Source organism: Flavobacterium sp. N502540, assembly GCF_025947365.1.
Classification (GTDB): Bacteria; Bacteroidota; Bacteroidia; order Flavobacteriales; family Flavobacteriaceae; genus Flavobacterium.
In genome coordinates this window covers 1,142,401-1,153,449 of sequence record NZ_CP110012.1, presented here as the reverse complement: position 1 = coordinate 1,153,449, position 11,049 = coordinate 1,142,401, and the positions used below count along the sequence as shown (strand labels likewise).

The following is an 11,049-nucleotide window of genomic DNA, read 5'->3' as shown; positions in this document are numbered from 1 at the left end:
AGAAAGAAAATAGAGTAAAGAGAAAAGATTATTCTTAATTAATAGAAAGCAGTTATTGTAATGATAGCTGCTTTTTTTATGGAGACTATTTTATTGTCAGGATAGAGAAACGAGATGTTGGATTGCCACCAGCTTTAGCTGGAGGTTTTCAGGTTTTTTTAAGATGGCTTTAGCCGAAATGTTTTAGCTAAAGTTTTTCTATGATTGTATTTTAACCTTCAGTTAAAGCTGCTGACAAATCAAATACAATATCCCCAAAAATACCTCGTTCTAATTATTACCAAAGATTTTAAAGCCTTAGCACCTTAGTAACTAAGCATCTCAGAACCTTCTCTTTAAACCTTTAAGAGAAAGTCAAGTCTTATTGTAATAATTTCTGAATTATGAAAAAAAGCAATCTTTGGTCATTGCGATTGGGTTTTTCCGGAAAGGAATCCGATGCGATTGAAAAATTGGGAATAGAAAAATTCCTGAAGCAGTCTTATCAATCTAAATTTGATACCCAGCTCCCCGCTTTTCTGGAAGATGATCCCAAAACATTATTAGAACTCAAAGAACTTAAAGAGTCTATTAAAACGGCAGATTCAGAGGAAAAAAAGAAAGTTCTGAAAAAAGAATTCTACTCCGCTGTGGAGTTGAGAAAATGGTGGATTGGAAAAATGCGTAATGACGAATTTCCATTACGGGAGAACATGGTTTGCTTTTGGCACAATCACTTTGTCTCTACTTCTCAAAAAGTAAAAGTCAATTACTGGATTTACCAGCACAATATGATTTTACGGGAACATGCCTTTGGAAACTTTAAAGAGCTTACCAAGCAAATCATAAAATCGAATGCTATGGTGAAGTATCTGGATAATGTCGATAACAAAAAAGGGAAATATAACGAGAATCTCAGTCGTGAATTATTGGAATTGTTCACCATTGGAATTGGAAACTACACCGAAAACGACATTAAGAACGGTGCAAGAGCTCTGGCCGGACTCAATTATGGCGACAACAGAGCTGCTTACAGGCGGTTTGCTGAAGATGATACAGACAAAACGTATTTTGGTAAAACCGGAAACTGGAAAGCAGATGATTTGGTCGATATTATTTTCGAACAGAAAAACATTCCATATCTCATTACCCGAAAAATTTTGGAATGGTTCATTTATGACAATCCACCTGCAGATTTGGTGACCTATTATGGGGATTATTTTAGGGAAGTGAAATTTGAAATACAGCCTTTGTTAACCAAAATTTTTACCGAAGAATACAAGAAAGAGAATTCAGGAACAAAAATCAAAGATCCGTTAGTTTACATTTTACAGCTTTTAGATGAACTGCATATTGACGATCTTGATGACGGTATGATTTTGTTTTTTCTGAAGCAGCAAGGAATGGATTTGTACAATCAGGTTAACGTGAAAGGTTGGGAGGGAGGAAATTCCTGGCTGACTTCTCAAATTTACCTGCAGCGTAATAATACAGCCGACTTACTTTGTTCCGGAAAAAGTATTACCCGAAAAACCCTGAACACAATGACCGCTGATGATGAAAAACCAAAACCGCAGTTTGAAAAAGTGGATGTAAAAATAAATTTTGACACCAATGGTACTAATAAAACGATCATCACAGAACTGTCAAACAGATTATTGTTTAAAGTAAATGATTCGATGCAAAAAGACATGGAGAATTTACTGAAATACGATTTCGATCCAAAAGAGGAACACGCCAATTTTGCCGTAATTCGGCTCTTCAATTATATTACAAAACTGCCCGAGTATCAATTAATTTAGAAATTATTATCATGAACAGAAGGAATTTTCTAACGCTTACAGGAACTCTTACCGGCGGAATGTTGGTACTTCCTGATTTTTTACACGCATTTGGTTCGCAGAGTAGTTTAATCGTAGGGGAGCAATGTGTGGTGTTTGTTCAGTTAAACGGAGGGAATGACGGGCTGAATACTTTTATACCGTACGACAATCCGCTATATTATGACTACCGTACAAAAATAGCTTTGAATAAAGACGTTGTTATTGGTAAAAATAAAGGAATGGCATTTCATCCGGCATTGAAAGATCTGGCTCAGATACAGCAAAACGGAGATTTGACTGTAATTCAAAATGTAGGTTATCCCGAACCCATTCGATCACATTTTAGAAGTCAGGAAATTTGGCAAACCGCAACAGATTCTAATAAGTATAGCAACGAAGGCTGGTTAGGACGCTATTTAGATTTACAATGCAACGGACATCAGGCTACGGCGGGAATAAATCTGGATTCGATCGATAATTTAGCTTTAAAAGGAAATGAGCCTAATTTTATAACTGTAAAAGACCCAAACCGATTTAAGGTGAAATCAGATAAAGAAACAAATGTAACCTTGTCTGATAATCCGCAATTGGATTTTGTTCGAAAAATTGCCAATTCGGTTACAGAAGGATCAGATGAGATCCAGAAGGCATTGGTAAAATCAAAGTCGGAAATTAGTTATTCGAAAACAGAATTGTCTAAAAATCTGGAATGGATTGGCCGACTAATTAAAGGAAATCTAAATTCGAAAGTATATTATACCTCGCTGGGTGGATTTGACACTCATGACAATCAGCTGGCTTTGCACGAACGAAAATTAGGGGAGCTGAATGATGCCTTGTATAGTTTTTATCAGGATTTGAAACAGGCAAAGCTGCTTCAGAATGTAACGGTCGTAGTTTTTTCTGAATTTGGAAGACGTGTTAAAGATAATGGAAACGGCACAGATCACGGAACTGCAGCGCCAATGTTTATAATTGGCGGAAACAACAGAGGGACAATTTTAGGTAAGAACCCTGATTTATCTAATTTGGATAACGGAGATCTGAAATATGAAATTGATTTTAGAAGTGTGTACGCCTCATTATTACAGCAAAAAATGAATTTCGATTATACTAGAATTGGGATTATGAACAAGCCGGTTTCAGGATTATTTTAGGATCGCGAGATAGCCACGAATTCACGAATTGTTTGTTTAAAAGCTGCAATAGATTGAAATCATTCGTGAATTCGTGGCGAAAAAACGTAGCACATTAGTACCTCAGAACCTTAGCATCTTCAAAAAACCAATTGTAAATATCTCATTTTAAGAGGATATTTTTATATTATCTTACAAAACATCATAAATTTGTTAAGAAATCCTTTTTTGTTTCATAAAAAGTATTATTTTTTTTGGTGCGGTAAAAATAATTTATACATTCGCAGAGTATTTATTGAAAAACACAAACAAAATGACCCATAACCGTTTTTATTTTAGCAACTCTTTTTATTTCTTCTTTAGTAGAAGTGAGGATTGTGCTATGGTTATTTGAGAAAATTAAAAGACAAATAAAACTAATATACAATCCTGATGCAAATCAGGATTTTTTTTTGAATATATGACAACGAAAATTGCAATACAAGGTATAAAAGGATCTTTTCACCATCAGGTAGTGAAGGAGTATTTCTCTGAAAACGTGGATATTGATGAGTGTTTATCTTTTGAAGAATTAATTGACAGTCTACTTTCAGGAAAATCAGAGCAGGCAGTAATGGCTATTGAAAATTCGATTGCGGGGCCAATTATTCCAAATTATGCCTTGATTGATAAGAATAATATTCACATTATCGGAGAGCATTATTTGAATATTCACCAAAATTTAATGGCTTTAGAAGGTCAGAAAATTGAGGATATAAAAGAGGTTCATTCGCATCCGATGGCTTTATTACAATGCATGGATTTTTTGAAACAATATCCAAATATTAAATTGGTTGAGGATAAAGATACGGCCGAAACGGCAAGAAGAATTCAGGAAAAACAATTGACCGGAATTGCAGCGATCGCCAGTAAAACGGCTTCAGAAATGTATAATTTAGAAATTATCGCTCCTGAAATCCAAACCATCAAAAACAATATGACCCGCTTTGTAATCATTAAAAAGCAGAATTCTTTTTTGCCGGAAAATGAAATCAACAGAGCCTCAATTAAGTTTGAACTGGACCATAAAAGAGGAAGTCTGGCAGCGGTTTTAAATGTAATGAGTGACTGTAAATTGAATCTGACCAAAATTCAGTCGCTTCCAAAAATTGAAACACCCTGGAAATATTCGTTTTTCGTAGACGTGACCTTTGAGAAATACGAAGATTTTGCAAAAGCCAAATCGTTATTAAACATTATGGCAGAATATTTTAAAGTATTGGGAGAATACAAAAACACAAAACCTTTAAGTGAGTCTTAAAGTTGAAAAGTCGAAAATCATAAAGTTAAAAAGAATAATACAGCAAATTAAAAAAGTTTAAATGAGCCTAAAGCATACTGCTTAAAGCCTAAAACCAAAAAAAATGATCACAACAGCAAAACGATTAGATACAGTTGAAGAATACTACTTCTCCTCAAAATTGAGAGAAGTTCGTCAACTGCAATCTGAAGGAAAACCTATCATCAATATGGGCATCGGAAGCCCTGATTTGAGTCCGTCTAAAGCAGTAATTGAAGCGGTAGCCGCAGCAATTCAGGAGGAAAACGGGCATGGCTATCAAAGCTATCAGGGGTTGCCGGAATTGAGAAAAGGAATGGCTGATTTTTATCAGAATCAGTTTGGTGTTGTGTTGAATCCGAACAATGAGATTTTGCCTTTGATGGGTTCGAAAGAAGGAATTATGCACATTTCGTTAGCATTTTTAAATGAAGGCGATCATGTTTTAATTCCGAATCCGGGTTATCCGACCTATACTTCGGTAACCAATTTGGTTGGAGCAGTTCCGGTTTATTATGATTTGAAAGAAGCAAATGCGTGGGAGCCGGATTTTGAAGCTTTAGAAAAATTAGAGCTGGAGAAAGTAAAACTGATGTGGCTGGGGTATCCTCATATGCCAACGGGTGCAAGAGGAAGCTTGACGTTATTTGAAAAATTGGTTGCTTTTGCTAAAAAACACAACATACTATTGGTTAACGATAATCCGTATAGTTTTGTTTTAAATGATAATCCAATGAGTTTGCTGCAGGTTGAAGGGGCAAAGGATGTGGCTTTAGAATTGAATTCATTGAGTAAAACATTCAATATGGCCGGCTGGAGAGTTGGAATGGTTTTAGGGAAGCCTGAAATTATCGATGCTGTTTTGAAAGTAAAAAGCAATATGGACAGCGGTATGTTTTACGGAATTCAGAAAGGCGCCGTTGCAGCTTTAAATTGTGATAAAAGTTGGTTCGAAGATCAGAATGTAATTTACAGACGCCGTAGAGAATTAACAGAAAAATTAGCAGAGAAATTGGGCTGCGAAGTTTATAAAGAAGGTGTTGGACTATTTGTTTGGGCAAAACTTCCGGAAGGGATAGCGTCAGCAGAGAAGTTCATTGACGAAATATTATACGAGAAACATATTTTCATCACGCCAGGGACTATTTTCGGGAGCAACGGCGAAGGATACATCAGATTCTCATTGTGTGTAAAAGAAGAAAAAGTACAAGAAGCGATAGAGCGATTTTAAATTTTAGATATCAGATTTTAGATTGTTGGGCTGAGCGAAGTCGAAGCCCACGTTCCAATTGGAGCGACCTTCGACTTCGCTCAGGGAGACAAATAAGATCAAAAATTGGAAATTAAAGGAATATTATGAAAATATACGTAATAGGAATAGGATTAATTGGCGGTTCGATGGTGTTGGACATCAAGGACCAACATCCAAATGCAGCTGTTTTTGGAATTGACAGTAATGAAAAACACCTGCAGGAAGCAATTGATTTAGGAGTTATTGATCAGGAAGGACATTTTGAAGATTTGTCAGGAGCTGATTTTGTAATTGTTTCGGTTCCTGTAGATGTGGCACTAACGGTTTTGCCTAAAGTACTGGATTTAGTGGGCGACAAAACCATCGTTTTTGAAGTAGGGTCGACTAAAAAACCAATTTGTGATGCAGTAGCAAGCCACCCAAAGAGAAGGAATTTTATTGCCACACATCCAATTGCCGGTACAGAGTTCTCAGGGCCCTCGGCAGCGATAAGAGGGTTGTTTAAAGGGAAAACAAATATTATCTGTGAAGTGGAAAAAACCACTTTTAAATTGCAGGAGAAAGCATTAAAGCTTTTTGCTGAAATAGGGATGAGAATTCGATACATGGATCCGGTTTCACACGACAAACACATTGCTTATGTCTCGCATTTATCGCACATCAGTTCGTTTATGCTCGGGAAAACGGTAATGAATAAAGAAAAAGACGAGCAGGATATTTTCGATATGGCGGGAAGCGGATTTGAAAGTACAGTGCGTCTGGCCAAAAGTTCTCCTGCAATGTGGACGCCCATTTTTGAGCAGAATAAAGAATACGTTCTCGAAACTTTAGAAGCATACATTTCAAATCTCAGTCGGTTTAGAGATTTGCTGAAAGAAGAAGATTATAGCGCCATTTTTGAAGAAATGGAAAGCACCAATAAAATTAAAGAAATATTAAACGGATTAACAATTAAAAAATAAACTATAACAAAGATGGAAAATAAGAAAGAAATGAGAAAGTGGTTAGAAGATTTCAATTTAAATCACCCACTTGTGATAGCAGGACCATGCAGCGCAGAAACAGAAGATCAGGTATTGAAGATCGCACGTGAATTGAAAGATTCAAAAGTTAGTGTGTTCAGAGCAGGAATCTGGAAACCAAGAACACGTCCGGGAGGATTTGAGGGTGTTGGAGAAATTGGTTTGAAATGGTTACAAAAAGCGAAAGCTGAAACCGGTTTATTAATGGGAACTGAAGTAGCAACTGCAGCACACTGTAAATTGGCTTTAGAACACGATATCGACGTTTTATGGGTGGGTGCCCGTACAACGGCAAACCCTTTTGCAGTTCAGGAAATTGCAGATACTTTGAAAGGAACAGATAAAATCGTTTTGGTTAAAAATCCGGTAAACCCTGATTTAGCTTTATGGTTAGGTGGTGTGGAGCGTTTGCATATGGCAGGAATCGAAAAATTAGGAGTGATTCACAGAGGATTTTCGACTTACGAAAAAACAAAATACAGAAACATTCCGGAATGGCAAATTGCAATCGAATTGCAAAATAAATTCCCTGATCTGCCATTAATCATCGATCCGTCTCATATTACCGGAAACCGTAACATGATTTTCGAAGTGACTCAGGAAGCTTTGGATTTGAATTATGATGGTATGATTATCGAAACGCACTACGATCCGGACAATGCCTGGAGTGATGCCGCTCAACAAGTAACTCCTGAGGCGCTGAAGCAAATCATAAAAGATTTGACAATCAGAAAAACAGATGATACTACAGACGAGTACAACCAAAAAATGAAGAAATTAAGAGCAAATATTGACGTTTTGGATGCTAACTTATTAGAGTTGCTTGGAAAACGTATGAAAGTTGCTGATGAAATCGGACAGGTGAAAAAAGATGCAAACGTTGCGATTCTTCAAAACAACCGTTGGAATGAAATCTTAGGAAAAATGATTTTGGAAGGAGAGAAAAAAGGACTTACCGAAGAATTCGTTTTGAGAATGTTTAAAGCAATTCACCAGGAAAGTATTGGTCACCAGGAAAAAGTTTTCAATGCATAATTTTTTCTAAACACATAAGTGATATAAGTTTATTGGAGCTTTTTAAACGCTGCTCTACGATTTTTTTATGTCACAATTTTAAAAATAGATTGTTTTTTTTACATTAAATCTCCTTTGTTTTTTGGCTTTGGAGATTTTTTTTTTGAAATAAATAGTATCTTCCCAACCTTTTGATGTTTTTTGTTCTCTATAAAAGTATAAACCTAAATTTTCGTATCATGAAGTCAAAATTGTTTTCGTCTGTGCCGGGCATTTTTCGGATGAATTTGCATGTATTGTTTTTATTCTTTTTGTTTATTGGAATAAAAAGTTTCGCACAAAGTCCTGAACTAACGGTTAAAGGAGAGGATGCTGAAAAAGTGAGAATGAACAAGCTTTTCGTCAATGTAAAAGTGGTAGGAAACATTGCTTATACTACTGCCGAAATGCACTTTTTTAATTCAGGAACCCGTCAGATGGAGGCAGAACTTATTTTTCCGTTACCGGAAAATGTTTCGGTTTCCAGATATGCTATTGATATTAACGGAAAAATACGTGAAGCAGTTCCGGTTAATAAAAATAAAGGGAAACAGGTTTTTGAAGCGATTGAACATCGTCGTGTTGACCCGGGATTATTGGAGAAAGTAGATGGAAATAATTTTAGAACCAGAATTTATCCGTTACTGCCAAATGGAGAACGAACCGTGATTATTGGTTACGAAGAAGAACTTTCAGCTTTTGATAAAGGCAATCTGGTGTACCAATTGATGAGTCGTTATCCTAAAAAGTTAGATAAATTTTCAGTGAAGATTTCTGTTATTGGAGTTTCAACTTCTCCAAAAATTACTGAAAAATCAACGAGAATTTCTTTCTCGAAATGGAATCAGTCTTTCGAAGCTTCTTTCGAAAAAGAAAATTATCAGCCGGATGAAAAATTAGTTTTTGAAGTTCCGATACAAAATAATACACCAAGTGTTTTGACTCAAGATGCAGGTGGTCAGTATTATTTTTATGGGAATGTTTTTATTGAAGGTAATACAAAATCAAGAAAAACACCTTCTTCAATTGGTTTGATCTGGGATAATTCTTTGAGTTGTCAGAATCGTGACCTTAAAAAAGAATTAGATTTATTGGAAGCTTATTTTCAAAAAATAAAGAATACAAAAGTGACTTTGTATCTTTTGAATTACACTTTCGAAAAACGAAAAGAGTTTGTGATTTCTGATGGAAATTGGAGTGAATTAAAAACGGTTTTAGAAAACACAAAATACGATGGCGGAACCCGTTATTCGCAATTGAATTTTGCAAATCATGATCAGTATTTGTTTTCTACAGATGGCTTGTCGTCGTTGAGTGAAAACTCATTTCCAAAAACTAAAAAAGCAGTGTTTAACATTTCGTCTTCTGTTTCTGCTGACTTTGCGTTTTTAAATTACTCCTCTTCAAAAACAGGAGGTAGTTTCATTAATTTAAATCAATTGAGCACAGAAAATGCTTTAGATAAATTGATTAATACAAATCTGAAATTTTTGGGAATAAAAGAAAATCTTCTAATTACTGATTTATTTCCGATGGAAGGAAGTTCGGTTTCAGGAAATTTTAGTTTTTCTGGAATATCATTAAATCAAAAAAATGAAATTACGTTATTGTTTGGTAATGGAGATGATGCTGTTTTGGAAAGAAAAATAGCATTCGATGCAGCAAATCAAAATACAAGTGAAGTCAATATTGAAAAGCTTTGGGTGCAAAAGAAAATTGCAAATCTTGAATTGCAATATGACAAAAATGCCGAAGAAATTGAAACTTTAGGAAAGAAATACGGAATTATTGCCAAAAACACATCGTTGATAGTTCTGGAGAATCTTCAGGATTATATCATGTATGATATTATTCCGCCAGCAGAATTGCGTGCCGAATTTGACAAGATAAAAAAACAGGAACAAGAAAGTCGCCTAGCAAAACACAATAGTAATTGGGAGAATGTAGATGGTTATTTTACAGCATTGAATTTTTGGTGGAAACTAGATAAAAAATATGTAGCGCCAAAAGTTTTGCCTAAATCCAAGAAAAAGAGAGGCGCTGAAACAATAAAAGGTGATGCTGATGCTGTTTTGATAGTTGATGAGCCTGTTGGTTCGGGACCAGCAAGTGAAGTTATCGAAGATGACAATGTATATGACGCTTCACCAGTATCTGCAATGAGATTGGAGTCTGTAGAAAATCAATCCCAAAAAGAGAAATCGTACCGACCTTCAAGAAATATTGCTCCAGGGTTAGCAAATACTCTGACGCAATCTGTTGTTAAACCCGAGGGAGTCAAAACAAAGAAAGAAGATGATTATAGTACAACTGTCGTAAGAGGATATTTGTCTGATACTAAAAACAAGGAGCTTTTAATAATTGTTGATGGACAAATTTTTGATGGTACACTAGAAGATATAGTAAATGCAAATATGCTTTCGGTGGATAAAATTACAGATCCTTCTGTTACCTCTATTTATGGCAGTCGAGGGGTAAATGGGGTTATTAGCATTACGACAAAAAATCCGAACAAGTTTAAAATCTGGAACCCGGACAGATTGTATTTAAAAGCTTTGGCTGCGGCTCCAAAAGAAAAACAATATGATTTGTATTTTGAATTAAGAAAAGCACAGGAAAGAAATCCAAGTTTTTATTTTGATGTAGCACACTTTTTCTACAATCAGGGCGATGTAAAAAAAGCGTTGCTGATCCTTAGTAATATTGCCGATTTAGGTTTAGAAAATCATCAGCTATATAAAACATTAACTTATACTTTACGTCAGTGGCAGGATTATGATGATGCAGTATTTACAGCGAAACAAGTAGCGAAATGGAGGTCGCATGAGCCACAAAGTTTACGTGATTATGCATTGACTCTTGAAGATGACGGAAAATATCAGGAAGCTTTTGATGAATTAATCAAAGCGCTGGAAGTGAATTACTATGGCGAAATGCGTGGCCATTATGAGGGAGTTGAAGATATTGTTTTGATGGATTTAAATCGAATGATTACAGAACATACGGGATTAAAAACTGGGAAATTAGATAAAAAATATTTGGACAAAATGCCTGTTGATATTAGAATAGTAATGAACTGGAATCAGATGGATGTTGATTTAGATCTTCATGTAATTGAACCAAATGGTGAAGAATGTTATTATGGTCATAAAGAGACGCAAGCAGGAGGAAGGTTTTCAAAGGATTTTATACAAGGTTACGGTCCAGAGCAGTATTTAATTAGAAACGCTCTTAAAGGGCAATATAAAATCAAAACGAATTATTTTGGCGAAACAAAGTTGACTGAAGATGGTCCTGCAACTATTATGGTAGAAATTTATATCACAAGAGAAGGGAAGACGACGAAAACATTAAAAACGATTCAGTTAGGAAAAGTTAAAGAGAATGATGTTTTAGCCGAAATTATCTGGTAAATCTTTCAAATAAAGAGTAAGTCTTTAATTTTAAAAGGCGAAGTTGCGTTGTT

Annotated in this window: 7 protein-coding genes; all 7 read left to right on the top strand. The window is 35.4% G+C overall.

From position 1 onward, the window contains the following. Window positions 1-383 precede the first annotated feature (383 nt). The 7 genes from OLM58_RS05245 to OLM58_RS05215 all read left to right on the top strand — a co-directional run bounded on the left by OLM58_RS05245 (window position 384) and on the right by OLM58_RS05215 (window position 10,996). Window positions 384-1,781, top strand: a complete 1,398-nt coding sequence (locus tag OLM58_RS05245) for a DUF1800 domain-containing protein (protein WP_264531469.1) — start codon at window positions 384-386, stop codon at window positions 1,779-1,781. A gap of 11 nt (window positions 1,782-1,792) precedes the next feature. Further along, entirely contained in the window at window positions 1,793-2,959 is a 1,167-nt protein-coding gene (locus OLM58_RS05240) for a DUF1501 domain-containing protein (RefSeq protein WP_264531468.1), read from the top strand. A 439-nt stretch (window positions 2,960-3,398) separates the two neighbouring features. Continuing rightward, on the top strand, window positions 3,399-4,238 hold the full coding sequence (locus OLM58_RS05235; protein ID WP_264531467.1) for a prephenate dehydratase: 840 nt from the start codon (window positions 3,399-3,401) through the stop codon (window positions 4,236-4,238). Between the two features lie 103 nt (window positions 4,239-4,341). Then, window positions 4,342-5,487, top strand: coding sequence for a pyridoxal phosphate-dependent aminotransferase (locus tag OLM58_RS05230; protein WP_264531466.1), 1,146 nt, complete (start codon window positions 4,342-4,344; stop codon window positions 5,485-5,487). A gap of 125 nt (window positions 5,488-5,612) precedes the next feature. Beyond that, window positions 5,613-6,470: a prephenate dehydrogenase gene (locus tag OLM58_RS05225; protein ID WP_264531465.1), complete on the top strand. Its 858-nt coding sequence runs from the start codon at window positions 5,613-5,615 to the stop codon at window positions 6,468-6,470. Between the two features lie 12 nt (window positions 6,471-6,482). Beyond that, window positions 6,483-7,565: a bifunctional 3-deoxy-7-phosphoheptulonate synthase/chorismate mutase type II gene (locus OLM58_RS05220; RefSeq protein WP_264531464.1), complete on the top strand. Its 1,083-nt coding sequence runs from the start codon at window positions 6,483-6,485 to the stop codon at window positions 7,563-7,565. Between the two features lie 218 nt (window positions 7,566-7,783). Continuing rightward, complete coding sequence (locus OLM58_RS05215) at window positions 7,784-10,996, top strand: VIT domain-containing protein (protein WP_264531463.1); 3,213 nt, start codon at window positions 7,784-7,786, stop codon at window positions 10,994-10,996. Window positions 10,997-11,049 lie beyond the last annotated feature (53 nt).